24 protein-coding genes are annotated in these 26,119 nt (G+C 47.4%); 15 read left to right on the top strand and 9 right to left on the bottom strand.

The genetic code is table 11. The features are described 5' to 3' along the window. The first annotated feature begins 3 nt into the window (after positions 1-3). Genes WH43_RS08580 through WH43_RS08570 form a run of 3 tightly spaced genes read left to right on the top strand, consistent with a single transcriptional unit; the run spans position 4 to position 5,211 of the window. Entirely contained in the window at positions 4-3,135 is a 3,132-nt protein-coding gene (locus WH43_RS08580) for an efflux RND transporter permease subunit (protein WP_053424209.1), read from the top strand. After that, the gene (locus WH43_RS08575) at positions 3,132-4,547 is read left to right on the top strand and encodes an efflux transporter outer membrane subunit (RefSeq protein ID WP_053424208.1); all 1,416 of its coding nucleotides are present in this window, start codon (positions 3,132-3,134) and stop codon (positions 4,545-4,547) included. Before WH43_RS08580 ends, WH43_RS08575 begins: the two co-directional genes overlap by 4 nt. A gap of 43 nt (positions 4,548-4,590) precedes the next feature. Then, entirely contained in the window at positions 4,591-5,211 is a 621-nt protein-coding gene (locus tag WH43_RS08570) for a TetR/AcrR family transcriptional regulator (protein ID WP_053424207.1), read from the top strand. Positions 5,212-5,239: 28 nt separating this feature from the next. Here the strand turns inward: WH43_RS08570 and WH43_RS08565 are convergent, their stop codons facing one another. Then, the gene (locus WH43_RS08565; RefSeq protein WP_053424206.1) at positions 5,240-5,686 is read right to left on the bottom strand and encodes a hypothetical protein; all 447 of its coding nucleotides are present in this window, start codon (positions 5,684-5,686) and stop codon (positions 5,240-5,242) included. A 149-nt stretch (positions 5,687-5,835) separates the two neighbouring features. Between WH43_RS08565 and WH43_RS08560 the strand changes: the two genes are divergently transcribed. The 3 genes from WH43_RS08560 (at position 5,836) to WH43_RS08550 (ending at position 9,367) form a co-directional block, all read left to right on the top strand. Further along, a complete protein-coding gene (locus tag WH43_RS08560) occupies positions 5,836-6,660 on the top strand; it encodes an ion transporter (protein WP_082335725.1) in 825 nt (274 codons plus the stop codon). A 134-nt stretch (positions 6,661-6,794) separates the two neighbouring features. Continuing rightward, on the top strand, positions 6,795-8,822 hold the full coding sequence (locus WH43_RS08555; protein ID WP_053424204.1) for a DUF2339 domain-containing protein: 2,028 nt from the start codon (positions 6,795-6,797) through the stop codon (positions 8,820-8,822). After that, on the top strand, positions 8,744-9,367 hold the full coding sequence (locus tag WH43_RS08550; protein ID WP_082335724.1) for a DUF2339 domain-containing protein: 624 nt from the start codon (positions 8,744-8,746) through the stop codon (positions 9,365-9,367). The genes WH43_RS08555 and WH43_RS08550 overlap by 79 nt, the downstream gene beginning before the upstream one ends. A 56-nt stretch (positions 9,368-9,423) precedes the next feature. On the opposite strand, the gene WH43_RS08545 is transcribed toward WH43_RS08550, so the two are convergent. From WH43_RS08545 to WH43_RS08535, 3 genes are all read right to left on the bottom strand, one after another. Further along, positions 9,424-9,702 (bottom strand): Ca2+-dependent phosphoinositide-specific phospholipase C, encoded by a 279-nt coding sequence (locus WH43_RS08545; RefSeq protein WP_152342814.1) that lies wholly within the window; start codon positions 9,700-9,702, stop codon positions 9,424-9,426. A 29-nt stretch (positions 9,703-9,731) separates the two neighbouring features. Then, positions 9,732-10,091 (bottom strand): DUF4189 domain-containing protein, encoded by a 360-nt coding sequence (locus WH43_RS08540; protein ID WP_053424201.1) that lies wholly within the window; start codon positions 10,089-10,091, stop codon positions 9,732-9,734. Between the two features lie 228 nt (positions 10,092-10,319). After that, positions 10,320-10,976, bottom strand: coding sequence for a hypothetical protein (locus WH43_RS08535; RefSeq protein WP_152342813.1), 657 nt, complete (start codon positions 10,974-10,976; stop codon positions 10,320-10,322). A 321-nt stretch (positions 10,977-11,297) separates the two neighbouring features. Here WH43_RS08535 and WH43_RS08530 point away from each other — a divergent pair, with 321 nt between their 5' ends. Beyond that, complete coding sequence (locus WH43_RS08530; RefSeq protein ID WP_053424199.1) at positions 11,298-11,708, top strand: DUF3429 domain-containing protein; 411 nt, start codon at positions 11,298-11,300, stop codon at positions 11,706-11,708. On the opposite strand, the gene WH43_RS08525 is transcribed toward WH43_RS08530, so the two are convergent. Next, positions 11,705-12,097 (bottom strand): rhodanese-like domain-containing protein, encoded by a 393-nt coding sequence (locus tag WH43_RS08525; RefSeq protein WP_053424198.1) that lies wholly within the window; start codon positions 12,095-12,097, stop codon positions 11,705-11,707. The two genes, WH43_RS08530 and WH43_RS08525, sit on opposite strands and share 4 nt — an antisense overlap. Before the next feature lie 149 nt (positions 12,098-12,246). Between WH43_RS08525 and WH43_RS08520 the strand changes: the two genes are divergently transcribed. Together WH43_RS08520 and WH43_RS08515 are read left to right on the top strand one after the other, a co-directional pair. Next, positions 12,247-13,209, top strand: coding sequence for a helix-turn-helix domain-containing protein (locus tag WH43_RS08520; protein WP_053424197.1), 963 nt, complete (start codon positions 12,247-12,249; stop codon positions 13,207-13,209). Between the two features lie 171 nt (positions 13,210-13,380). Next, a complete protein-coding gene (locus WH43_RS08515; RefSeq protein WP_053424196.1) occupies positions 13,381-13,824 on the top strand; it encodes a hypothetical protein in 444 nt (147 codons plus the stop codon). Here WH43_RS08515 and WH43_RS08510 read toward each other — a convergent pair. Both WH43_RS08510 and WH43_RS08505 read right to left on the bottom strand, forming a co-directional pair. Then, positions 13,821-14,561, bottom strand: a complete 741-nt coding sequence (locus tag WH43_RS08510) for a substrate-binding periplasmic protein (protein ID WP_053424195.1) — start codon at positions 14,559-14,561, stop codon at positions 13,821-13,823. The genes WH43_RS08515 and WH43_RS08510 overlap by 4 nt on opposite strands. 14 nt (positions 14,562-14,575) lie before the next feature. Continuing rightward, positions 14,576-16,852, bottom strand: a complete 2,277-nt coding sequence (locus tag WH43_RS08505) for a patatin-like phospholipase family protein (protein ID WP_053424194.1) — start codon at positions 16,850-16,852, stop codon at positions 14,576-14,578. Between the two features lie 240 nt (positions 16,853-17,092). Between WH43_RS08505 and WH43_RS08500 the strand changes: the two genes are divergently transcribed. From WH43_RS08500 to WH43_RS08485, 4 genes are read left to right on the top strand one after another with little or no spacing between them, the layout of a single operon-like run. Then, positions 17,093-19,423, top strand: coding sequence for an EAL domain-containing protein (locus tag WH43_RS08500; protein WP_053424193.1), 2,331 nt, complete (start codon positions 17,093-17,095; stop codon positions 19,421-19,423). Further along, a complete protein-coding gene (locus WH43_RS08495; protein WP_053424192.1) occupies positions 19,420-20,247 on the top strand; it encodes a DUF3034 family protein in 828 nt (275 codons plus the stop codon). Before WH43_RS08500 ends, WH43_RS08495 begins: the two co-directional genes overlap by 4 nt. Then, entirely contained in the window at positions 20,241-20,657 is a 417-nt protein-coding gene (locus WH43_RS08490) for a group I truncated hemoglobin (RefSeq protein WP_053424191.1), read from the top strand. Before WH43_RS08495 ends, WH43_RS08490 begins: the two co-directional genes overlap by 7 nt. Beyond that, the gene (locus WH43_RS08485) at positions 20,657-21,610 is read left to right on the top strand and encodes a D-2-hydroxyacid dehydrogenase (protein ID WP_053424190.1); all 954 of its coding nucleotides are present in this window, start codon (positions 20,657-20,659) and stop codon (positions 21,608-21,610) included. The genes WH43_RS08490 and WH43_RS08485 overlap by 1 nt, the downstream gene beginning before the upstream one ends. On the opposite strand, the gene WH43_RS08480 is transcribed toward WH43_RS08485, so the two are convergent. Then, the gene (locus WH43_RS08480; RefSeq protein ID WP_286049585.1) at positions 21,594-22,442 is read right to left on the bottom strand and encodes a kinase; all 849 of its coding nucleotides are present in this window, start codon (positions 22,440-22,442) and stop codon (positions 21,594-21,596) included. The genes WH43_RS08485 and WH43_RS08480 overlap by 17 nt on opposite strands. Before the next feature lie 79 nt (positions 22,443-22,521). Here WH43_RS08480 and WH43_RS08475 point away from each other — a divergent pair, with 79 nt between their 5' ends. Next, on the top strand, positions 22,522-24,501 hold the full coding sequence (locus WH43_RS08475) for a tetratricopeptide repeat protein (protein WP_053424188.1): 1,980 nt from the start codon (positions 22,522-22,524) through the stop codon (positions 24,499-24,501). On the opposite strand, the gene WH43_RS08470 is transcribed toward WH43_RS08475, so the two are convergent. After that, positions 24,492-25,331, bottom strand: a complete 840-nt coding sequence (locus WH43_RS08470; protein WP_053424187.1) for an RluA family pseudouridine synthase — start codon at positions 25,329-25,331, stop codon at positions 24,492-24,494. The two genes, WH43_RS08475 and WH43_RS08470, sit on opposite strands and share 10 nt — an antisense overlap. Positions 25,332-25,415: 84 nt before the next feature. On the opposite strand from WH43_RS08470, the gene WH43_RS08465 reads away from it, so the two are divergent. After that, positions 25,416-26,084, top strand: a complete 669-nt coding sequence (locus WH43_RS08465) for a choice-of-anchor H family protein (protein ID WP_053424186.1) — start codon at positions 25,416-25,418, stop codon at positions 26,082-26,084. Positions 26,085-26,119: the final 35 nt, after the last annotated feature.

Here is a 26,119-nt window from a genome sequence, read left to right as displayed (position 1 = left end):
CTGATGTCACGATTTTTTATCGACAGGCCGATTTTTGCCTGGGTATTGGCGATAGTGGTGATGCTCTCTGGTGTGTTAGCCATCAATACTCTGCCAATAGCACAATATCCATCGATAGCACCGCCTGCTATCAGCATCAGCGCCAGCTATCCCGGTGCTTCAGCCCGTACTCTGGAAGATACAGTTACCCAGGTTATAGAACAGAAAATGAAGGGGCTGGATGGCCTGATGTATATGTCATCCACGTCTGAGTCCAATGGTTCTGTGACTTTAACTTTAACCTTTAGCGCTGATACTAACCCGGATATAGCTCAGGTTCAGGTGCAAAATAAACTGGCCTTAGCTACTCCGCTGTTACCGCAGGAAGTACAACGTCAGGGCGTCTCTGTAGCTAAATCTGCCCGTAACTTCCTGTTAGTGGCAGGTTTTGTCTCTGAAGACGGCAGCATGAGCAACATCGACATAGGCGACTATGTGGCATCTAATGTGCAGGACATTATTTCGCGTGTGGACGGTGTAGGCGAAGTGCAAATGTTTGGTTCGCAATATGCGATGCGGATTTGGTTAGACCCAGCCAAACTGCAAAATTATGAACTGACTACAGCAGATATCAGCGCTGCTATCAGTGCACAAAATGCTCAGGTCTCTGCCGGCCAATTAGGGGGGATGCCCGCGATTGAAGGCCAGCAGCTAAATGCTACCGTTACAGCCCAAAGCCGTTTACAAACTGCAGAGCAGTTCCGTCAAATTCTGGTGAAAACCAACAGCGACGGATCCGTCGTGCGTTTAGCTGACGTGGCTAAAGTAGAGTTAGGTGGTGAAAACTACGGTGTTGTAGCTCGCTTTAATGGTAAACCAGCTTCTGGTTTAGGTGTCAAACTAGCCAGTGGTGCCAATGCGCTGGAAACAGCGGCTGGCGTGAAAAAAGCTTTGGCTGATTTAGAGCCCTTTTTCCCGACAGGTTTAAAGTCTGTAGTGCCTTACGACACCACACCTTTTGTGTCTTTATCAATTGAAAAAGTAGTACATACCTTAATTGAGGCTGTCGTGCTGGTGTTTGTGGTGATGTATCTGTTCCTGCAGAATTTCCGCGCTACCTTAATCCCAACCATAGCAGTGCCGGTCGTCTTGCTCGGTACCTTTGCTATTTTGTCGGCCTTTGGGTACTCCATTAATACCCTGACCATGTTTGCTATGGTACTGGCGATAGGCCTGCTGGTCGATGACGCCATTGTCGTGGTCGAAAACGTCGAGCGGGTAATGACCGAAGAAGGCTTGTCTGCACTCGAGGCTACCCGTAAGTCGATGGACGAAATTAAAGGTGCTTTAGTCGGTATCGCTATGGTGTTATCAGCCGTATTTGTGCCTATGGCATTCTTCAGTGGTTCTACGGGTGTTATTTACCGTCAATTCTCCATCACATTGGTGTCCGCTATGGCCCTGTCGGTGCTGGTGGCATTAATACTGACTCCTGCTTTGTGTGCAACTTTATTAAAACCAAGCCATGTGCACGATGATAGCTCTGCTTTGGGTAAATTCTTTTCTGGTTTTAACCGTGGTTTTGATAAAACCAACAAAGGTACACAAAATTTTGTCAGCCGTATGATTAAACAAAGCAAACGCTACCTGTTGGGTTATGCACTGATAGTTGGTGGTATGGTATTTATTTTCAGCCAGCTACCCTCTGCATTTTTACCGGATGAAGATCAGGGCATTATGTTTAATCAGGTGGTGTTACCTGCAGGTTCGACCACAGAGCAAACCCTGAAAGTCGTGGAGAAAATGGAAAACCATTTCCTGAACGATCAAAGCGAAGCTGTGAAGTCAATTTTCACCGTGACAGGTTTTAGTTTTGCCGGTTCAGGTCAAAATGCAGCCTTAGGTTTTGTCAACTTAAAACATTGGGATGAGCGTCAGCGCCCTGACTTATCTGTGGGTGCTGTCGCAGGCAAAGCCATGGGCTATTTCTCCACCATCAAAGAGGCTTTTGTATTTGCCTTCCCACCGCCAGCAGTGGTAGAGCTGGGTACGGCCAATGGCTTTAACCTGCACTTGCAGGACAGAGCTGGCTTAGGTCATGACCAGTTATTGGCTGCCCGTAACCAGTTGTTAGGTATGGCAGCCCAAAGCCCGGTATTGGCTGGTGTGCGTCCTAATGGTCAGGAAGATATGCCAGAGTTGAAACTGGATATAGATTTGGCTAAAGCCGAAGCCTTGAATGTCAGTCAGGCCGATATCAACAGTACGCTGGCAACAGCCTGGGGTAGTAGTTATGTCAATGATTTTATTGACCGTGGCCGGGTGAAAAAAGTCTATCTGCAAGGTACACCGGACAGCCGCATGGTACCGGAAGATTTAAGCAAATGGTATGTGCGTAACAGCGAAGGTGACATGGTGCCATTCTCCGCCTTTGCCAGCTCTCACTGGACTTATGGTTCTCCTCGTCTGGAGCGCTATAACGGCTTCTCATCAATGGAAATTCAGGGCGCAGCTGCTCCTGGTTACAGTACAGGTCAGGCCATGGATGAAATGGAAAAACTGGCCAAACAGTTACCGCCGGGTTTTGCTTATGAGTGGACAGGCATCTCTTATGAAGAGCGTTTAAGTGGCGGTCAGGCGCCTCTGCTATACGCTTTATCCTTGCTCGTGGTGTTCCTCTGTTTAGCTGCCTTGTATGAAAGCTGGTCGGTACCTGCTGCTGTGATGATGATAGTGCCATTAGGGGTCTTTGGTGCGGCTTTAGCAGCACTGGTTGCCAACTTGTCGAATGATATCTATCTGCAGGTAGGTTTATTAACCACCATAGGTCTGGCATCGAAAAATGCCATTCTGATTGTGGAATTTGCCATCCATCGCATGGAACAAGGTTTAGGCTTAGTCGAAGCCGCGGTTGAAGCTGTGCGTTTACGTCTGCGCCCTATCATTATGACCTCAATGGCCTTTATTTGTGGTGTATTGCCTTTAGCCATAGCCTCAAGTGCTGGTTCAGGTGCACAAAACGCATTAGGTATTTCCGTGATTGGTGGCACTTTAGCTTCATCTATTCTGGTTGTCGTCTTTGTGCCGATGTTTTTTGTGCTGGTTCGCCGTGTATTCCCGGTTAAACACCCAGCAGCGCAGGAGAACGCAGAATGAAATTAAAAACCTTAAGTGTAAGCGCTCTGGCCATGCTGGTATTAAGCGCTTGCCAGTTGGCACCAGAACAGCAGGCTATTGAGTTGCCAGTGCCAAATGCTTATGCTTCAGAAGCACAAAGCTCAGGCACTGCAGCAGCAGAGCTGCATTGGCAGCAGTTTTTCAACAATCCGAAACTGCAACAGCTGATCGAGCTTAGTCTTGCCAACAACAAAGACCTGCAAATCGCTGCACTGAATGTGCAGCGGGTACGCTCTTTGTACCAGATTGAAGACTCGGCTTTGTATCCGTCTCTGGACTTAAACGCATCCGGCACACGCCAGCGTCTGCCAGCTGATTTAACAGGTACAGGCAACGCGCAAATCAATCAGCAATACAGTGCGACTGTGGGTATTACCTCCTACGAGCTGGATTTCTGGGGCAAAGTGCGGAATCAGTCAGAACAAGTCTTGCAGCAGCTGTATTCTTCAGAGCAGGCACAGCTGAGCAGCCAGATCAGTCTGGTAGCAGAGCTGGCCAATGCCTGGCTAACCTATGCCGCCGATCAGCAGTTGCTGGAACTGGCAGCCCATACCTTGCATAGCCAGCAAAAAACCCTGGAACTGACAGAGCAAAGCTACAACTTAGGCGCCGCTTCAGCTTTAACACTACAGCAAGTGAAAAGTACAGTTGCAACCGCCAAAGTAGATATAGCACGGTACCAGCGTTTAGTTGCCCGCGATAAAAACGCGCTGGACTTGCTTACAGGAACTCAAGTAACGGCAGACTTGTTGCCGGATCAGCCACTGAGCAAATTGCTACAATTGCCGGAATTACCAGCCGGCCTGCCATCAGATTTGTTGCAACAACGGCCTGATTTAAAAGCAGCAGAACATGACTTACTGGCAGCAAACGCTAATATTGGCATAGCCAAAGCGGCCTTTTTCCCCAGCATCAGCTTAACGGCTAATGCGGGTTCTGCTTCAGCTGAGCTGGATAATCTGTTTAAAGGCGGTTCAGGCAGTTGGAGTTTTATTCCGTCCATCAACCTGCCGATCTTTAACATGGGCCGTACTCAGGCCAATTTAGAAGTGGCCGAAGCACAGCAGCAAGTAGCATTAGCAACCTATCAGCAAAAAATCCAGCAGGCTTTTCGTGAAGTGTCTGACGGTTTAGCAGATCGTGAAGGTTATGCGGCCCAGCTGCAGGCACAGCAAGATTTGGCCAATAGCAACCAGCAAAGCTTTCTGTTATCCGAAGCCCGCTTTAAACAAGGGGCTGACAGTTATCTGCAGGTACTGGACGCGCAGCGGTCCTGGTACAGCGCACAACAACAATTAATCAGTGGCCAGCAAGCTTTACTTGCCAGCCAGATTAGTTTGTATAAAGTGCTCGGCGGTGGCTGGCAGCAAAGTAATACGTCAGCCGAATAAATGCGTGATCACCGGGCTTTTGGGCCCGGTGTCGGAGTTCCCTATGACAGAAAAAATCACAAAAAGACATACAGATCCTGCGCTGGCAGCGGCGCGGAGAAATCAGGTACTGACAGCGGCAGCGGAGTGTTTTCGCCGCAAGGGGTACCATGGTGCTGGTATGGCGGAGATCTCAAAAACCGCAGGGATGAGCGCAGGTCACATTTACAACTATTTCGACAGCAAAGAAGCCATTATTGAAGCTATTATTCAGCGTGATATGGAAGAGATGTTTTCTATATTCCAGCAGTTCGAAGACGATCCTGGTGATCTGCTGACCATTATGCTCGATGGTGCAGATCATGGTGTTGAACGGCATATAGATAAAGAAAAAAATGCACTGGAGTTGGAGATGCTGGCAGAAGCAGCCCGTAATCAAAAAGTGGCGTTTTTAATGCAACAATCTGACACCCAGGCCAGAGCAAGAATGCGCCGCTTGTTAACTGGTGAACGCAGTCTGGTTAAAGATGCGACGGACAAAGAACTGGATGCCCGTATCAATGTCATTTTTTCGATGATCACGGGTTTGGCAATGCGCCGAACCTTATATCCAGAATTGCAAAAAGACACCATTTTGCTGGCATTCCGCCCTGCGCTGCGGACTTTATTGTCACCTTTTGAATAACAGTTTTACCAGGCAGTCTGGTACTGCCTTAGGCTGTATTGCCCTGATCCTGATTCATAGTAGCCATAGCACTGGCCCAAAACCGGATAGAGCGGGTATCGTTGCGCTGCACCGCACTTTGTAATGCTTCTTTGGCTTTGGCCATAAAATCGACTGCAGTAGTATCTGCACCGCTTTGCTCAGCAGAACTTTCAGTTTTCCCTGAATACAGCAAGACCCGAAACGCCTGCTCCTGATCCGCTGGAATTTTACCGCTATCCAGGCCCTTGGTCAGCCAGTCGGATAATTGTTTGCGGCTCATCTGATCAAAGGTCAGGGTCTTACCATCCCCTACTTGCCCCTTGTCCACAGTCTGATCAGTTGGAGCAGCGACAGATTGTTGCTCCCTTTTCGCGACAGCTGCATACAGAGCAGAATACTGCCCAGAGCGGATCTGACTTAAGGTTTCAAAAAGATTGCTGTTGTCCAGTTTCATAAAAATGTCCTTACCTAGCTCAGGCTGACCAAGCAAAATACAAGCCAGTATGAGAGACATTCTTTTGACAACCGAGCTTCAAAGCCAGCTACCAAGTTCACAAAGCGACAGATACAATGCGGCATAATTTTGCATACTCAGAGGGAAAAATGAAACAACAGCTGCAACATAAGGTGCAACAACTGGTGGAGAAAACCTGGTTTAGTCACAGTATCTTAGTGCTAATATTAATTAACGCGGTTTTACTGGGCCTGGAAACTTCAGCGGCACTGATGCAAAACTTTGGTACCGTGATCCTAGTTGCAGACAAGATCCTGTTGTCGGTTTTTGTGCTGGAACTACTGCTACGGATTTTCGCCTATCGCTTGCGCTTTTTTAAAGATCCCTGGAGTTTGTTTGATTTTGCTGTAGTCGCTATAGCCCTGATGCCAGCGACAGGACAATTTTCGGTGCTGCGGGCTTTACGGGTACTGCGGGTATTGCGTTTATTATCTATTGTGCCTTCGATGCGCCGCGTCGTGTCGGCGTTGCTGGGGTCTTTACCTGGTTTGGGCTCTATAGCTATGGTTTTAGTGCTGATTTATTACGTCTTCGCTGTCATCGCCACTAAGTTATTTGGTAGTGCCTTCCCTGAATGGTTTGGCTCTCTTGGTGCATCTTTTTATACTCTGTTTCAGGTGATGACATTAGAAAGCTGGTCCATGGGTATTTCCCGTCCTGTGATGGAACAGTTCCCTTTTGCCTGGGCCTTTTTTGTGCCTTTTATCCTGATCGCTACTTTTACCATGCTGAACCTTTTTATCGCCATTATCGTCAACACCATGCAAACTTTTACCGAACAGGAGCATGCGGCAGAGCGGGCTGAAGATAAAAAAGCAGAGCAGGCAGAACAACAGCTGATGCACCAGCAACTCAAAGAGATCCAGCAGGAATTACAGGCCTTGCGATCAGAACTAAAACAACGCAACCACTAAGCCTCGTCACGGGCTGCACATTGAGGTTGCGGCCTATTTCAGCTGAGGCTATTGTGAAGCTGCCTATCTATACAATGGAGTGTCCGGATGTTGTTTGCTGTTTCTCTGATGACCCGAACTAAAAGGCCAGACTTATGACAGCTCTGGCATTTTTAGCTCTGTTTGCTGTGCTGCTTGGTGCAGCCTGTGGCATCACCGCCTTAGTACAGTTACAAAAAGTAAAATCAGAACTGGCTGAGCTGAAAAAACAACTAAAAAGCTCAGCTCCTGCCTCTGTTAAAGCCGTGCCAGTTATGGCAGAACAGCAAGCTTCAGAGCTGAATCCACTCAACCCATTAGCCGTTCTACCTCAACCCCAACCTACTTATTCAGCAGGCACAGAGACTAAAGCTGCCCCTGTCGATTTATTTTCTGCTCTATCTGGCTGGATAGAACAACAGCTGATTAAAAGAGGCATGGTCTGGGTAGGCGCTTTGGCATTGGCTTTGGGAGGCATCTTTTTAGTCAAACATTCACTGGACGCTGGTTGGTTATCTCCGGCCTTACGCAGCGCGTCCGGCGCTGTCTTTGGTCTGGCTTTGATTATCGGTAGTGAATGGCTGCATAGACGTAGTCAGGGCCATGCGCTGAACAACTATGCGCCAGCGGCATTGTCCAGTGGTGGTTTTATCAGCCTTTATGCAGCTGTGCTGGTAGCGCTGGATTGGTATCAACTGATGAGCCCTGCTGTTGCTTTTCCACTCCTTGCCATTATTGCGTTGTCTGCATCCTGGATGTCCTTGCGACAAGGCCCATTATTAGCACTGATTGGTATTGTGGGTGCTTATGCAGTGCCAGTACTGGTGTCCACGGATTCAGGCAATGTGCCGGCTTTATTGGCTTATATTTCACTGGTCACCGCATCTTCAGTACTGGTCGAACAAAAAGTGAAACGCCTCTGGCTATGGTGGTTGCCCATGTCTGTCCATCTGTTATGGCTTTTTGCCGCGATTTGGCTGGCTAGTTCACATCAGTTGTGGGCGTTTTGGCTGGTACTTTGTGGCAGTTTTGCGATGCTGGTCTGGTTACCCCGTATTGGTGTTCAAGCACAACATATGCAGTTTACCCATCAGCCCATGCGCAGTTGGTGGCCATTGAACCGGACGCTGATATTGAGCCTGGCGCTTTTGGTGGTGGCATGCTGTGCATTGTTCAACACTGCAGATATCGTCAGTTTCACAGGCCTGGTTGTGCTTATCCTACTGATGCTGTGCTGCGCAGCTACAGACAGTAAGTCAGAACTACTGATCTGGCTGAGCTTTCTGCCGGCCCTTTGCTGGCTGATACTAGAACCTTTGGGATTATCCGCAGACCCTTATGCCACCAGCAGTGCCAGCCTAAAACAACATCTGCTGTTATTGGCTGTATTTGCAGTGCCATTTTGCTCTGTAGCACTGAAGTGGCCGCAGCGTTTGCAATGGAGCAGTGCATTGGCCCTATTGCCTGTGCTGATACTGGGAGTGAGTCATGCCCAGGCCAGCCTTGAAATACAGCAACAGTTGCAACTGTTCTGGACTTTTTTAGCGCTGCTTCTGGTTGCGGCTCAAAGTTCGATGGCGCTGAAAACCAGCCACAAAGCTGCTGCCTTTATTCAGATGGCAGGAGCTAACTTTGCACTGACTTTATGTTTTACCTTGTGGCTTTCCGATGCAGCTTTAACTTTAGCTATCGCCGTTCAACTGGTGCTGCTGACGCTGCTAGGTATCCGATCAAACATGCCTGTGCCGCACTGGCTCATCAAACTGATAGTGGCTGCCGTACTGGTACGTTTAACAACGGCCCCTTTGATTGGACACTATGAAACCGAGCTGTTATTGGGGGTGCACTGGTCTTTTGTGGTTTACCCTGTCGCTCTGTTCTGTTTTGCACTGAGCTGGTACTTATGGTTTAGCACCACACTTCGAAGCTATCTGGAGGGAGCGTTACTGCATTTGGTGGCTGTATTTATCACAGTGCAAACCCAGTACTGGCTCAATAAGGGTGTCGTTGATTTTACTGATATGAATTTTAATACCTTGACTATTCAGCCTTTAACTGGCTACTCATGGCATGGGTTTATCAATGGCGCAGCGGTAAAGCAGGCAGCACAGCGCTACTTTACCGGGGAGCAGCCGCTGTTTTAGTGATACTGGTCGGTCTGGCGCATTTAGAACTTAGCCTTGAAGAAAACCCGTTCTGGCATACTCAGTCTTTAGGCTCTGTGCCTGTGCTGAATCTGTTGCTGCTGTTATGGGGTTTACCTGCCGTCATTTTTTGGGGTTTTAGCCGCTTGCCATTAAAGTTTCGCTTAAAAAAAGCAGCCCTTTATCTGGCTTTCGGCAGTGGCACTTTGTACCTGACTGGCGCTATCCGACATTTTTGGCAACAAGGGCAACTACTGCTGAGCTTGCCGACGTCAGTGGCGGAGCAATACAGCTATTCGTTGGTGTTTTTAACCATCGCCATCGCTACAGTGTTGCTCTCGCAATGGCAAAACAAAAGTGGACCGCGTAAAGCAGGGTTTGTGTTGTTAAGTGGTGTGGTGCTGAAAGTTTTTGTGGTGGATTTAAACGACTTAACCGGGGTACTCAGGGCCTTATCTTTTATTGGTTTAGGTTTAAGTCTGGTTATGCTTGGCTGGTTGTTTCAGCGTTTACAAAAATCAGACGTCGATGCTGTATCTTCATAGCGGTAAACCTAAGCAGAGCCTGAGCAAACAAAAAAGTTGTGCTCAGGCTCTGCAGATTATTCTGAGACCACACAAGGGTTATCGGTTAATTTAGGGTGACAACGCCATAGGCTTTGATCCGGAAATTGCACCGCTTTGCCATCAGGTGTTTGTTGTGGCGCTTGTGGATAAAAGTCGGTGGAAACAATCTGAGCAGCACTTCGCAAAGCCGTATCCCGTCTTGCAATAGAATAGGCTGTTGGATGAAATTCATCACTGCGGATGCGCACTATATAGCCCTGTTGCACCAGCTTTTCTATGGCATCACACTGTTGCTCTGGCTGATTTTGCAGCATAGCGGCCTCTGGACTGTCTGGCGCCCGATTTACTGTGAATTGCAGCCCCAGCTGCGCACCATACACTGACTACCGCCATAACTTGAACAGTACTGCAACGCCTGAGATTGAGCATCGCCACCATCACTGCTGGTCGCCCAACCATAAATGGTGCTGCCTGCAGTTTGGTCAGCAGCATAAGCCGCACAACCAGATTCAAATACCTGCACTACACTGCAATTTCCACCACATTCTGCTAAAGCTCTCTCTGAAGCTTCTGAAATTGAAGCATAGTCATAGGCAAAACCATATTGATCGCCCTGATTTTCATCAATAGCTAAAGCACCGGCGGCCTGAGCCAAAGAGCTAAACATTATCACTACAAAAACAAACAGCATATTTTTATACATAACCAGATTTCCCCTTAATAGTTATACCTAGTAACCACAAAGCCCAATAACAGACACAGCTTATTGATTTACAGCGAATTTAATCTGCCTGTTGCGTCCTGAACACTGTAGTTGCTTACGACAGATCTCACCACTAAAGCCGTTATATTTCTAACAGCGCCTCTTGCTCCAAAAAGCAGCCCTTTTGCTGCAACGCATCCAACAAACCATAAAAATGATGTTTTTCTGCTAACTCCAGGCTTTTGCCAACTGATTAGGGTGCTTGGGTTTGTTGTTAAACAACGCCTGCCATGGGCTGAAATCTGCTGGTGTAACAAATTTTAGTTTGTCGCCTAAGCGCTGCTTTAACAAATCAAACAGCTCTAACGCTGCAGCATCAAAATCAAAGGCGCAATAAATTTGCTGGTACTGCTGGTAAAACGGCATCAGCAAGGCTGAACTGGCTTTACTGCCAGAGGCAAACCCAATGTCGGTAGTGTGCAAAGAAAAATCCAGCGCCAGCATCTGACCACAGACAGGCAAGAGCTCCGCATAACGGAAAAAACATTCTTCGTTTTCAATCAGTAACAAGGTAGGTTTCGCTTGATAACTCTGGAATTTATTGTTGCCGTCCAACACCACCACTTCAGGTTGTCGATTCAGACATGACTGGTGATACACCAGTTGGTAACCAAAAGAGGTATTGACCTGATGCGAGTCACCAATCTGAGCCGCCTCTTTGCGTGATGCCGGCTTAAGCGCTTGCTGCTCAAGCTGGCTAAACAAAGCTTCAGATAAGATATTAACCTGCCAACGACCCGAGCCTAACTGCCGCACCTTAAACATCTCGGACTTTTTCTGATAAAACAGCGGTGGCAACAACTCCAGCATACGGCCGTAATGCACAGGCTTACCCTGACGGATTTGCTGCAGGTATTTTTTAACATCTACTACTCCAGACCAAACGGCTCCTGCACAGTCAACCGCAAAGCGACTCAATTGGCAAGTGTCGCGAAAGCTTTATCAACTTGTCATAAATTTGCCACGAACTAGCCGGATAATGGGCATCAGTTAAGTGCGAACCCTGTCAACGTGTTGCTTTAACTCTCTGGATTGTCCTGGATTTTTGTGAGGGAAACCCTTGTGGTTCTCCCTCTTTTTTTTACTGTTCATCCAGAACCTGATTGACTGCGTATTAGTAATTAATTTGCTTAAAGAAATACTGTTATGTCCCTTATCCAGATTTTAGGTTACGCTGGCTTACTGCCCTTTATCGGCCTGACCTGCCTGCAGCTCTGGCCACAGCTTGCAACTTTTCCTGCTTCCTTTATCCCGTTTCAAAGCTACAGTCAGATTATTCTGGCCTTTATGGCAGGGGTCCTATGGCCTGTGCTTTATCGACACTCTGGAAAGCTTTTTCCGCTCTGGGTGGTCAGTTTTGCCTTAGCAGGCTGGTTTAGCAGTCTGCTGTTACCTAAGCAGCAACTGCTTGTGCTGGCAGCAGCTTTTGCCGCATTGCGGCTGTTTGAATACACACAGCAAAGCCAACTCAATTATTCACCAGCCTATAACAGATTAAGAAATCATCTGACCACTGTAGTGGTTATTTGTCACCTGGTGTACTGGATGTCTCTTTAACGAATTAACCTGAAGCCCTCATCCAGCCAACCTGTGACTCCACCTATCATTTTCTTCACAGGTCTTTGCAGTTGCGCCAGTTTTAGCGCCGCTTTATCAGCACCATTACAATGAGGTCCGGCACAGTACACAACAAATAAAGTGTCCGCCGGGTATCCGGCCACAGTGTCTGCTGAAATTCGGCTCTGAGGAAAACATACAGCTTCCGGCAGATGGCCCTGGGCATAAGCAGTTTCTCCCCGCACATCCAACAGTACAAAATCCTGTCTTTTATTGCTGATAGCATGCTGTACATCCCAGCAGTCCGTTTCAAATTGTAATAAAGCGCTAAAGTGAGCAATGGCTTGGGCTGATCCCGCTGCTGCAGGTCTGGATACCATAGATGACATAAGGGCCGCTCCTAAGTAGGTGGTTGTTCAAAGCAAATCAGGTTCAGCAGCACCGTACTTTGCTTACACAACTCACACCATTGGCTTAAAAGACACAACAGATTAGTATTAAGCCAAATCTGAGTATCAAAGCAAACCGGAGCACAGGCATGCATAAAGTTGCGATTTTATTAGGCCCTTCAGTAGCAACCTTTGAGCTCGGTTGTGCTTCTGAATTATTTGCTTTAAACCGGCCTGAATACCCTAACTGGTATCAGACCGATATAGTCAGCTTTGCTCCCGGGCCTTTAATGGCCACTGGTGGTCTGCAGTTATTAGTGCCGCAGATTGAGGATTTAAGTCCTTACGATACTATTCTGATCCCAAACTGGTCTGTCTCAGTGCCACAGCCAACCGACACATTACGCCAACAATTGCTGGCCGCTTATCAGCGCGGAGTCCGGTTGATTTCTTTCTGTTCTGGCGCTTTTTTATTAGCGGAACTTGGTCTGCTAAAAGATAAAGCAGCAACAACGCACTGGCGTTATGCCGATGAGTTTCAGCGCCGTTATCCAGAGAGTCGCTATCAACAAAATGTCCTTTATTGTTTTGATGGTCAGATTGGCTGCTCTGCTGGCAGTGCCGCCGCTTTGGATTTAGGACTGGCCGTGATAAGGCGGGACTTTGGGTTTGAAATCGCCAATCAAGTGGCCAAAAGAGCCGTGATTTCAGCGCACCGTCAGGGTGGCCAGGCTCAATTTGTCGCTCAGCCGCTGCAGAAAAAAACCAATTTACTCAGCGCAACCATGGACTGGGCTTTATTGCATCTACATCAGCCTTTAGCTGTGGAACAACTCGCAAATAAGGCGGGTATGTCCAGGCGTAGCTTTGACCGGCATTTTAAAGCCAGTACAGGTCTAAGTCCTCTGCAATGGCTGTTACAACAACGTTTGCAACTGGTACAACACTATCTGGAGCAAGGCCTGCATTCGATAGAGCAGATCACAGATCTGACAGGTTTTGGTTCGACTCTGAATCTGCGCCAGCAATTTCAGAAACAATTAGGAATAAGTCCACGCCAGTATCAACGTCAGTTCAGCTGCAGTCAGCCAGCGCAGCGAACAATGGTGTAAAGTGGCAAAGTAGATGTAAAAAAATGTCAAAAGCGGCCAGCTTTTGCCGCAGCCCAGCTACTGCCCCGCTATTTTGCTGAAGATCCAGTGCTCTCGCTTTGGCATCAAATTTGCTCTTGTTCAAGCAAAAGGCCAGTACCATGGCCACAACCTAAAGCTCTGGAGATAAATATGTTCAGTATTTCAGGTCTGGCTCCGGCACTGGGACCGGAAGTTCAACTGGTTCAATCACCGTCTTTTGGCAAAGATAAAGTATTTATTGACGATCCTTGTGCCGACAAAGTTAGTTTATCCAGCGGCTTACAAGAACCGGCTTTGACCTATCAGCATTTAGCTAAACACAATACGGCTTCAACTGAATCGGGCATACAAAACCAGGATAAAAACGAATCACTGCAACAACCCGATAGGTTAGCAACGCTGATGCAGCAAGTGTTGGACGGTAAACTGGGTATAGACAGGAAAAAGCTGGAAGAAATAGAAGAGAAAATTGAAGCCCTTACCAACAAAAAGGGCGAGCTGAGCGATGCGGAGAAATCGCAATTAGAAATGCTGCAAAAACAAAAAGAACAGCTGATTAAAGAAGCCGCTAAAAAACTGGTAGAAGAAAGCTAGTTCAGCGACTGATTATGCTGCCGGGTTTGTTTCTGTAATTCTGCAACCCGGCCGGAATCCTGCCATTGCTGCAAAAGTCGACTCACCTGTTGCTGCAGCTTGGCATCGGTAAAGCCAATATGGTGCTGAGCAGTTGGAAACAAATCAAATGTACGGACCTGATGGGGCTTTAATCCTTTGTCAGCCCAGCGCCTGTAAAAAGTGATCTTATCCAGCACCAGCAATTCTATTCGCCGCTGCTGCAGCAGCTCAATCGCCTGATCATGATCGACCACCTCGCGGAACGAAGCAGCTATTTTCATTGCCTGCGTAAATTCAGAGCCCAGCATTTTGCTGGCATTCTGAAAACTGGCGACAGAATAACGGCTCATATCCTGTATGCTGTGCAATTGATCCGGAAAGTCTGACAAGGCAAAAACCAGATTATGAAATTCAAGATAAGGCTGGCTATAGAATAAGCCGGCAACAGGTTCCCCACCTTGTCTTGCCGCCATATCCAACTGCTTATTTTGTAACATGCGGGTCAACCTGGCGTGAGGCGCAGCGATAAACTCTGCCTTGTACCCGAGTTCTGTCAGCAATTGACGGAATAACTCCGTTTCAAACTGAATGGTTTTACCTTGTTTTTCTGGTGCTGAATTCTGACTCAACCCCACCAACAAAGGTGCTTCGCCCTCTGATGCTACAGAAGTAAAACTACAACACAGGATCAGCAGTAAACCAGGTAAAGTGTGCATAAGAGCGCCTGAAGTCAAAAATTCTGCCCAAGGGATAAATAATACCTGTAGGCAGTCCCATTGATATCATCTTCAGCTCTGCCATATCCCATATACACAGGACCGAAAGGACTATCCCAGCCAGCAAACAGACTGCTGGCCCATATCCAGTCTGTTTCGTTGGCAAGACTATCCAGTTGGATCATATTGCCCTTAACCTGACCTTTTTCCAGAGACATTCCTAGATAAAATGGTGAATTAAAAACACTGAATCTGTTTTCACTCATTTTGTATAAATACACCAGACTGCCAAATTTTACTTCACTGCCAAATAAATAATTTTTTGGATAACCAGACAGATTTAATAAGCCTCCCAATGAAAACTGCTCAACAGCAACCTCTGGATCGCCTGGCGTGTAATCTTCAAAACGCCAGCGGGTACGCAGAATATGGCGTTCAAAAAAGCTGCGGGCAGCCTGCACTTCAATCGAGTGACTGCGGCTACGATAAGTTCGGCCAAAGGCTGTGTCATCCAACCATTGCCAGTTTGCACTGACACGAAAGCCACGACTGGCAAATACCGGGTTATCCATTCTGTCCCAGACAAAATCCAGTAACGGACCTTCACGATCATAACCCAGTCTGGTCAATCCCAAATCCTCCGCTCCAACACCCGGAATACGGAAATAGCCGTCTCTGTTAGTCCAGCCGGAGCTTAGTCTTGCATGATCCGATAGGTTCCAGCCTGCCTTAGCTGTCAGTGCTGTTTCTCTGTTGGATAAATCTCCTAAAGATAACCCTTGCGTATCCTCCAGCGACAAAATAGTGTTTTCCCGCTGGAGTTGGGCACTAATAAAAGTGGCCGGTGAAAACACAGGCCAATACAACTCTGAACTAATAAATTTATCAGTTCCCAGTGCCAGTTCATTGTGCAGTTCGGCGCCGAGATCGGTGATATTGGTGTACGTATAAGAACCTGCCAGCTGGTAGTATCTATTGTTCCGGAAGTCATCCTCCATGACGAAACGAAAATTCAGATAACCAGGCCCCCAGCTTTTCTCTACGGCCCGCACCTTTAGCAGAGTGTCTTTTCCCTGTTCGCTTTTTTCTAGTTGCAAGGATGCTCTCTCCAGCGTATCCACTCCGTAGACCTGGCGCAGGCCTTCTTTGAGTTTTTTGCTGTCATAAATTTTGTTTTCTTTTAACGCAAGCCGTTGTAGCAGCACCTGATCAGACAATAAACTTTGGTTATCCAATTCTATGCTATCCACCTCGATACTTTGCTCTTGTTGTGCTCTGTGCGCCGCCAGCCACTGTGAATAGTGCTCGGGGTAAGCAAAGCTGGCGAGGGCTTTACTTTGTTGCAAAGCGCTGACTTTGCCCGCCTCAATAGATTGAGGTAACAGCTCAAAATCCAGAGTCCCTATCTGCGCAACGTCCGGAACCAGTAACAAGTCCTGCGTCCCCAATAGAGCAATCTGCTGATCCACCACCTGACGCACTAAAAAATTAGTCAGCTGATCCGTAACCGCAAAGGCAGAATCTAATTGGTCTTTATTGAGCAGCGGCGCGTCGATTGCTACTGCGATCACTCTGTCAGCGCCTAACTCTTTCGCAATACTGACAGGTAAGTTATTGGCAACTCCGCCATCAACAAGAACACGACCATTCATCTCCATAGGTCTGACAACACCCGGGATAGACATTGAGGCCTGCACGGCTTGTAATAAGCTGCCCTGACTCATCACTACCGTTTCTCTGTTGGTCAGATCGGCCGCGACAGCGCGAAAAGGAATGGGTAACTGATCAAAATGGCTGTGATTTAATACGGGTCCATAGGCTTCTAAAATTAACTCGGCCATGGCCTGACCTAACAGCACTCCTTTTGGAATTTTGATACCAGAACTATCTAAACCTAAGCCCAAACGGATAGGATAGTCATCTTGCTGCTGTTTACGCCTTACCGGCATTTCATCCCGGTGCACTTTATCGCGAAATCCTGTGCTCCATTCTAAGTGATTCAGAATATGCTGAATTTCATCCGGGCTATGGCCTGTTGCATAAAGCCCGCCGATAAAAGCACCAATGCTGGTCCCTACAATCAAGTCAATAGGGATTGACTGCTGCTCTAACTGACGGATCACCCCCAAATGAGCACCGCCGCGGGCTCCGCCACCTCCCAGTACTAAAGCAATACAAGGACGGTTTTTGACTTTGTCGCAAGGTAACTGGTGCTGATGCTCCGTTTGGGCGGCAAAAGATAGTTCACTCAATAGTATGGGCAATAACCACAGCAGCCACTTTGCCTTCATACACGGCTCCTCTTGAGCTGTTTTTCGTTGTCCGTAAAACTACTAAATTGAATAATCAGGTTTTTCTTTGGTTCTGACGCTTTAGAGTTGAGTGCAAACCGAGTTATTGCTAAGGTTTTAAAACACATATCCAGACCTTTGCTTTTCACTTATGCTTAGTTGAGCGCGCAGTGTTGCGCTACCCGGAATTTTTTTATCTACTATGACAGCATTCAAGTTGGGCTGCCACAACGAGGTCAAATGTTCGATTCATTACGCAGCAGATTGGTAGTTTCCCTTATCAGCTTATTGACTATTCTGGCTTTAGCCAGCGGCCTCGCCACGTTAAGTACCATGAAAAAAGACAGCGAGCAGCAGGCACAGCAAGTATTGAAAGTTGCAGCGAATGTGTTTCTGCAGGCTTTGGACAATAGGGCCAGCCAGCTCAGCAGTTCTGTCAGTATCTTAGCCAGTGATTTTGGCTTTAGACGGGCTGTAGCCACTGCTGAGCAGGAAACTATTTTATCTGTACTGGAAAATCATGGCAGTAGAGTCAATGCAGATTTAGTGTTGTTATTGTCACCTGCCGGAGATCTGCTCGCCAGCACCAGCCCGGACCTGAATAATGACGATGTAAAATCCGTGTTTTTGCAAAGCAAAGGCAATCAGTCAGGCACAGTCAACGACATACTTGTATTAGCAGGCAACTCCTATCAGTTTGTTTTAGTACCAGTTAAAGCACCTCAAACTATAGCCTGGGTTGGTATGGGCTTTAGTTTAAATAAGCAGCTTGCAGAACAAATCAAAGGCATCACGGATCTGGACATCAGTTTCACCACCAATGGCGACAGAGGCAATCAGACGCTGCATTCCACTTTAGATACCGACACTCAACAAAGTTTGTTGCCATTGTTACCCAGTCTGGTTGAAACCAGGCAGCAACCTTTTAGCAGCAATGAGGATAAATTTTTATCCTTGGCGCTGGCCTTAGACAAGCAGCAACTGCTGTGGGCTGTATTGCATTATCCAAGTTCTCGCTGGCAGGAAAGTTACCAGGACATCCGCCAACAACTACTGGGAATTTTTGGTTTCAGTTTAACCTTGGCCTTGTTGCTAGCGTTTGTGATAGCCCGAAGCATCACACAACCTCTGCGTTTATTATCCAATTTCGCCAGCCAGATTGGCCAGGGCCAGACCACTGCAGATTTGCCCGAAGCCAAAGGTGAAATTGGCGTGTTAGGCAACACTTTATATAAGATGCAGCAGGACATTCGTAGTCGTGAAGCTGAATTGCTGTATCAGGCCGAACATGATTCATTGACTGGGTTAAAAAACAGAGGTGCAGCCGAACGTAGACTGGCAGAACTACTGCCGTCGGCAAATGTGGGCTTGTTACTACTGAATATCAAAAACTTTCGGCATATCAATGACGCTCTAGGTTTTGCCAATGGCGACTCTTTGCTACAGCAAATGGCCCAACGTTTACACCAACTAAATCCAACGCCTGTCTTAGCGGCCCGACTAGGCGGTGATGAGTTTTTATTGCTCTATACCCACTATTTTTCTGCGGAACAGGTAGAACAATTAAAACTACAACTACGCTCGGGGTACTTACTGGCCGACTCTCCATTGAGCTTGAAGGTATCCATTGGAGCTTATAACATCAGTCTCGGCAGTGTTCATGCCAATGATGCAATACGACGGCTGGATATTGCACTCAGTCATGCTAAAGAGCAGCCCGGCTTAGTCGCGTTTTATCAACAAGGCCAGGATGAAAGCCACCAGCGTGAGCTGACTATTTTGCGTGATTTACCTGCCGCTTTGCAGCAAAACCAGCTTTTTGTGGTCTATCAACCTAAAGTCGATCTGCAACAACAGTCCTGCCATTCAGCAGAAGCGCTGATCCGCTGGGTACATCCGGAACTAGGTTTTGTACCACCGGATGAATTTATAAAATTAGCAGAACACGCCGGCAATATAGCGCTGGTGACCGAATGGATGCTCAATACCGTTATTGCACAACTAGCGCTCTGGTATCAGCAAGGAAAAAGGATCAAAGTGGCCGTGAACTTGTCCGCTCACGATCTCACCAACCCGCAACTGCCTGCAGATATAGCTGCACTGTTGCAATGCTATCACCTGCCCTCTTCAGTGCTGGCTTTAGAGGTCACTGAAGGTGCTGTGATGCAGGACCCTAAACAAGTGATCCAGATTTTAACCCAACTGCGTGACATGGGGATTGAGTTAGCCATTGATGACTTTGGTACGGGTCAGTCGTCATTAGCTTACTTAAAACAATTACCCGTACACGAAGTCAAAATTGACCGGGCTTTTATTAAAGACATCGAACACAATCAGGATGACGCCCTGATCGTCAGCGCCACCACTCAACTAGCCCATAGTTTAGGCCTCAAAGTAACGGCTGAAGGCCTGGAAAATCTGGCAGGACTGGCAAAATTACAACAGTATCAATGCGATAAAGTACAAGGTTACTTTTTTTCAAAACCTTTAACCTCAGAAGTTTTCGGCGAATGGCTTCAACAGTTTTCTGAAAAAAGCCCTGAATGGTTTGAACAAGAGAGCAATCAATGAAAATACTCCTCTGCAGTCTTTGTTTACTGATGGCCAGTGGCAGCCTGATGGCAGGCTCAAAAGTAATAGCCACAGGTGGCGCAACCACTGTTGAAGGTAATTCAGGGGGCGGCATAGTGCCTTGGGCTACGATCAACGGCTACAGCAGTAGCGATGAGTGGTCGGTAAACACCTTTGCTGGGCGGGTTGGCGTCGATGATTTTACGCTGGACAGTGTGGGGATAGGAGCCAGTTTTAATAATCAGTGGGAACTGTCCTTTGCCCGGCAAAAATTTACCTTGGATACCATAGGTGGTGAACTGCGTCAGGACATTCTGGGGATCAAGTACAAAATCGCGGGCGAACTTTTATACTCTGGTATGCCGCAAATAAGCCTCGGGGCTCAGTTTAAGAAAAACCGTGATTTTGCTTTACCTGCAGCGGTCGGAGCCGGAGATGATTCAGGTTATGAGCTGTATCTGGCTGCCAGCAAAGTATTTTTTGATGCCATAGCAGGCCGCAATCTGCTGCTCAATGCCACTGTTCGCTCCACCGATGCTCATCAAACCGGCTTATTAGGCTTTGGTGGCGCAGGCGTTAGCCACAAACTGATGTTTGAAAGCTCAGCAGTGTTGTTGCTCAATTATAATCTGGCGCTGGGGACAGAATTTAAACAAAAACCTAATCAGCTGGGGTTTGCTGATGAACAACACTGGCGTGACGTCTTTGCCGCCTGGTTTATTAATAAAAATGCATCTGTGGTGCTCGGTTATGTTGATTTAGGTGATATTGCCGGTCTCACCGAACAAACGGGCTTTTATTTATCAGTGGAGGGCACATGGTGAAATACCTGTTGTTCGTAACGACCTTAGTATTAACTGCATGCCAACAACATCCTGAAGCCAGCTTATATCAGCGTTTAGGCGGCGAAACAGGAGTCGAAAATATTGTGGATGGTGTTTTATCTGGTATAGAACACGATTCCAGCATAGTGCATCATTTTGCTGATACCGATATCCCCAGATTCCGCCGTTTATTAATAGAACAGTTTTGTGAACTCGCTGGTGGCCCCTGTAAATATACTGGCGCATCGATGCAGGAGAGCCATACAGGATTCCAAATTACTCAAGCCCATTTTGACGCTCTGGTGAACCATCTCATCAGCGCCATGCAACAACAACAAGTGCCGATAGAAGCGCAAAACGAATTTTTGGCTATGCTGGCCCCGATGTACAAAGACGTGGTGTATCGCTAATGGCTGCAAAGGTTGTTTTTCTGGATGCAGCCACTTTGGCTGACACTGATTTAAGCCCGCTGCATCTGGCTGACGTTAGTTTAACTTTGTACCCATCTACCTCTGTGGAGCAGCTACAGCATCACGCCAGCGGCGCACAAGTGCTGATCAGCAATAAAGTTGCATTAGATGCCAAAGCCATAGCGGCGCTGCCAGAGCTGCGCTGCATTCTGGTGGCGGCAACTGGCGTCAATATGGTGGATTTAGCCGCAGCCAAGGCGGCTGGTATAGTAGTTTGCAATGCGCAGGGTTATGCCGGTACTGCAGTGCCACAGCAGGTGTTTGCCTTGTTGCTGCAACTGACCAACCATATTCAGACTTATCATCAGGCGGTACAACAAGGAGCCTGGAGTCAAAGCTCGCAATTTTGTTTGCACTTGCAGCCGATAGAAGAGCTGGCGGGTAAAACCATTGCTGTACTGGGTTATGGTGATTTAGGTCAGGCTACTGCTCGTCTGGCTGAAGCTTTTGGCATGAGAGTTCTTGTTGCAGAACGTCCGGACGCTAAAGAGATCCGTACTGGCAGAACCTCGTTCGAAGATGCATTACGTCAGGCCGACGTCTTATCTTTGCATTGTCCTTTGACAGAAGACACGGCACAACTGATCAATACCAAAACCCTAAGCTTTATGAAACCGAAGGCGCTGCTGATCAATACCGCCCGAGGGGGACTGATTGATGAAGTGGCTTTAGCAGAAGCCTTATTAAAAGGTACTCTGGCTGGAGCTGCTTTGGATGTGCTAAGTACCGAGCCTCCGGCTGCCGATCATCCTCTGCTTCAAACCGCCATACCCAACCTGATCATCACTCCTCATGTAGCCTGGGCTAGTCGTCAAGCCATGCAACGTCTGGTGGCACAACTGGCTGAAAACCTGCAGGCATTTCTGGCACAACAACCTATTCGTCAGGTATGAGGTTCCGCAGGCTGTGATCCTGCCCCAGCGTCAGAATAAAATCGGCGCAGTGCGGCAGTTGTTGCCAGCTCTCACGAGTCAAACGCTCAAAATACAACATAAACTGCGTCAGTTCAGCCGGGCTTTTGCCAAGCCCTTGCTGCTGTAAAGGGAGTTCTTGCAAAGCTCGCCAACGGCATACTGCGTCCCAGTCCGGTGCATTGAGCCATAGCAGATGGTTTAATAATTGCCAGATCTGCTGGTAATGATCAGCAAGCTGCTGATTCACTTTGCGCCGCCATATCACGTCAGGGTCTTGCTGTTGTTCCAGCATATTCAGACTTGTAAGCAAGGCTGCATCCGCTTGAGCCGCAACCCCAACACACCATCCTTCGAGGATCAGCAAACGGGCATCTGTTTTTTCAGAGTAAGCTGAAATACAGTCTCTGCCTTTGTCGTAACGGCGCCAACTCTGAGCATCGCCACGAAGAAATGCCCGAAGCTGTGAAAGCAGTAAGCCTGTCTCATGAGTCCCGGGGACCCCACGCTCAGCAAAGAGCGGGTGCCAAAGACGTGCCAGCTCCAACCGCTGTGCTGGTTCCAGATAATAATCATCCAGCGAGATCACATCAGAGCGCACCCCTTGCTCAAGCCATAATTGTTGTAAACTGGCAGCGAGTGTACTTTTTCCACTGCCTTGCGCCCCGCTGATGCCGATAATAAATGACTGCGAGGGCTGCTCCTCGCTTAAACGCCTTAGTTGCTCATTCCAAACGCTCTGATTGGATAACTGCACTTTTAGGCTATAAAAAAGCCATTGCCGAAGCCATAAATATCCTGAATTATCAGTCACTAAACACCTCATCGTTTTCATCTGGCTGTCTGATTTTCTTTCAGTTACACTGCGTTGTCTATTTTTGGAGAACTTCTGCATGCGCCACGCGTTAAGCATTCTTTTAGTACTGGTTACTTTTTCGGTTCATGCAGCAGATTTGTCTCAATTAATGCAGCAAGTCAAAGCCAACCCACAAGGACAACTTGACACACAATTAAAGCACCCAGCCAAAACAGCCGAAGAGCATTTTTTATTGGCTTACAGTCATTATGTCCTGAATAATAAAGAAGCGGCATTGGAATTCAGCAATAAAGCTATGACTTTGGAACCTGACACTGAACTGGCTGGCCGCATCTTATTGATGCAAGCTTTAAGCTATGGCGTATTTTATCGTGACACCGCGATGGCCATCGAAAAGTTAAAACTGGCAGAAGCTATTTTGCCGGAACAGGACACGACAGCGATACGTAGTTTGCGTATGGATATTCTGGAAAGTTTTGCCCAGGCTTATAATCAACAGGGAAATGTAGAACTTGCGATGAAAGCCGCGACCCAAAGCCTGACCCTGGCAACACAAGCTGCAGATAAACAGCGTCAGTTGAATTCCATGATCATGCTTGGACGCCTACATCTACAAAACAACAACCTGAGCAAGGCTTATCAATATTTTAAATCTTCGTTGCCACTTGCCAGTGAAATGGGTGATCAGCAAGCGATAGCGTCCATTAGTATGCGCTTGGGGATGGCCTATCAAAAACTGGAACAACATGAGCTGGCGTTACAGTACTTTAACGAGGCTGCGCGGCTGTATCAGCAATTAAACAGCTTAAGTGCTCAGGTCAATGCACTGATTAATAGCGGTGACAGTCAATTGGTTTTAAAACAATTAGACAACGCCAAAACAACCTACAACAAAGCACTGAAACTGGCAGTGGAGAGTGAGGATCCTTACATGTTGATCTCTGCCCATGTCAGCTTATCTGAGTTGGCATTGGAACAAGGTGACTTAGACCAATCTGAGCAGTTATTGACCAAAGCACATCAGTTGGCCAGCCAGCTTTCAGCACAATCGATTAAAGCAGAAACCGCTTTATTTCTGGCGAACGTATTTATCAAAAAACAAAACTATAGTGCAGCCAAAATAATGCTGGACGAAGCAGCTCCAGAACCGGATAAGCTGGCGGCCTTTCTAAAGCGTAAGCATCTTGCATTAAGCGCAGAACTCGCGGCGCTTGAGCAACAATGGCAACAAGCTTATCAACTGGAAAAAACAGCCAACCAAATGGAGGTGGCAGAGCTAAACGATACCAGCAAGCTGCAACTGGACAACCTGCAAAGCAGTCTTGAATTACAGCTGCAACAGGAAAAACAGCAAGAGCTGCACTTCAGTCAGCAAACTCAACTGAAATACTGGTTGCGGATTAGTCTGGTTCTACTGGCTATTGCCGTCCTGACACTACTACTGCTGTTGAGCAAACAGAAAAAAAATCGTTCTGGCGCACTGGTCCAAATGCCACAATGGCGTAGTTTTACCGAGTTATTGCTGCATCATCACAGAACCAAAACTCAGGGACACTTGCTGCTGGTGATGCCACAACAAACGCCTGCGCTATTGAACAAAGGTATACAACAAGTCAGTACTGATTTAGAGGGGTTCAGGCTGATATTGGATCAAGCGTTATTCTGGGTTGAACAGGATCAGGAATTCTGGTTGTACTGTGCTTCAGAACAACAGGCTGTGGAATTGCAACATCAACTCGTACAAAGCTTGCCTGAAGACTATCAGGCTCACTCTGCAGTCCTGCCCCTGCATGCACTTCTTTCAGAGCGTATTTGCGAACAGGATTTAGATGCGCTGCGAGAGCTGGTGTGGTACAGCTTGTATCTGGCGGAGCAACAAGGTTTGAAAGGCGCATTACACCTGGGCTATCAGTGTCATCAGAGTCGACCTTGTGCCTGGCAAGCTGAACAACTACGTCAGGATTTATTTAACTCCATTAGTCTGGGTTTATTAGAGGTTCAGGCCAACGGCGTTTCGCTAAGCGCAAAACTACAGAGCCAACTGGCTCATATCTGAAGCTGCAACAAGGATTCTGGCAGTTCAAATGTCATCACGGTTTTGCGAAAAGGACATATAAACTTCAGTTTTACCGCCTGTAACATTAAGCCCTGTTCATTTTTATTGCCTGAGCCATAGGCTGGGTCACCCATCACCGGGTGTCCTGCTTGTGCAAAATGACGACGGATCTGATGTTTACGGCCGGTGATTAACCTGACCCGAACTACACTGCTGCGACGCTGTTCAGAATAAGATTCCAGTTCAAACTCAGTGGCGCACGCCTTATCGTCTAACGGAGAATTCAGCACAGCTTTTGTAATCAGCTCAGCGGACAACTGGCCTTTCACTTCAATACGGTATTCTTTTTCTATTTTGTGCTGCTGTAACATCAGACTAAAAGCTGCGGCAGCTTGCTTAGTATGAGCAATCAACACCAAACCACTGGCTTCACGGTCCAGACGGTGCAACAAAAAGACCTGACGTTTACCTTGCCAGTACAATTCCGCAAAGCGTAATAAAGAGAGATGATCGCCCCATTCGTTGCCTTGCGACAGCATACCTGCAGGTTTGAACCAGACGCTGTAGCCACGGGCTTCGTGGATAAGAACCGCGGGCTCACAACTGCGTTGCAGCAGCTGTTCGTCGTAATTCAGCTCCAGACTATCGCCAGGCAATAGATCCGCCTGAGCACGGCGCAATCTTTTATTTTGCTTGCCACGCCGCCACAACACAGCCCCTTTATTCATCGCATCTTTCAGCCGACCTTTGCTGAGCTGTGGTGCCGCTGTAACTAAAGCATCAATGGCCTGTTGTGCTGTGGTGATCTGCAGCTTTTTTGATAGTTTCAAAATAATTCTTCACTTAAAAATAAGTTCAGCCAGTATTCATGGCCATTAGCCTGTAATGATACCAAAGCTAAGGAGGCTCTGTGTATGCGTAAATTCTGGTTGGTCAGTGTATTTGTTATAACTTCTGCTATTTTACCCCTTGTTTCGATCGCAGCGCCTGCAGAAATTGCATCCACTAAAGAGTCATTTAAGTTACCTTCGGACATTGCAAAAACTGCGAAACCCAAAACAGCACTTCGTAGCAGCGGTATCCTGATCCAGAGCGTCGAAAATAACGTCTGGTTTGACACTATTGATATCTCATTTGAGTCCGATTTAAACAATAACGGCTTTTATCACAACGTATATGTCCGTTTTGACGCAGATACCAACTACAGTTCAGTACCTGTATACGCTCATTTTGCGCTCAAACGTGCCGGAGCACCTGAAGTCATCATTCATACCAGTTCTGTATTTACTCTGTACGGTACTAGTGCAGAAGATTGGTTTTCAATAGAAAGCGAACTGCTACATAGCTTACCCCCCGCTTACTATGACTTGGTGATCCGGATTTATGACGCCGATTACAACGACTTACTGGCCGAAATTTCCGGCTTTGACGAACCAGCATTAGCGGAACTGCCATTGGAAGATTTGTCATACGACGAACCACAGGTTGTGATAGTGGAAGAGGATAGCGGTAGTTTTAGTTGGTTTGGTCTGCTGGGATTGGCAGGGATAGCCTGGTACAGACGCAAAGTGAACATTTCTTAACTAAAAAAGCCCCGCTCTGCTGCGGGGCTTTTTAT

This window comes from Rheinheimera sp. KL1 (assembly GCF_001275035.1).
Lineage (GTDB): Bacteria > Pseudomonadota > Gammaproteobacteria > Enterobacterales > Alteromonadaceae > Pararheinheimera > Pararheinheimera tangshanensis.
The sequence above is the reverse complement of the archived record's forward strand: the minus strand, read 5'-3'. Positions and strand labels throughout refer to the sequence as shown.